Origin of the sequence: Dietzia massiliensis, from assembly GCF_018390595.1 — a bacterium.
Lineage (GTDB): Bacteria > Actinomycetota > Actinomycetes > Mycobacteriales > Mycobacteriaceae > Dietzia > Dietzia massiliensis.
This window is the reverse complement of the sequence record NZ_JAHBAV010000356.1, coordinates 1-329: the sequence shown is the minus strand read 5'-3', so window position 1 is coordinate 329 and position 329 is coordinate 1. Positions and strand designations below refer to the sequence as shown.

Genomic DNA, 329 nt, shown 5'->3' with positions numbered 1-329 from the left:
GTCACCGGTATGCCGTCGAGCATTTGCACCACCCCGTCGAGCGGCAGGTTCGCGACGATGAGCGCGGAGCTGCGACGACTCCCGCCGCCCGCGCGGTGACGAGTGGCGGTGGGACGATCGAGCACCATCCCGTGGAGCGGTAGCCCGTGCAGGGCCAGCGCCGAGGCGTGGGAGAAGACCGTCCCCGGTTCCACCGCTCGCGCTGCGGCCGCCGTGCGTTCGACGAACACCCGGCGACGCCGCTCATAGGCGGGTTCACCGGGCGATCGGCCGTCCGGGCCGGCGTCGTCCGCGGCGTGAGCGTAGACCCCGGTGCGGACACGTCTGAG

General features: G+C 72.9%; 1 pseudogene. It reads right to left on the bottom strand.

Annotated elements, in window-relative coordinates:
- Positions 1-329, bottom strand: a pseudogene (locus tag KHA85_RS17555) (hypothetical protein); the annotation flags it as partial.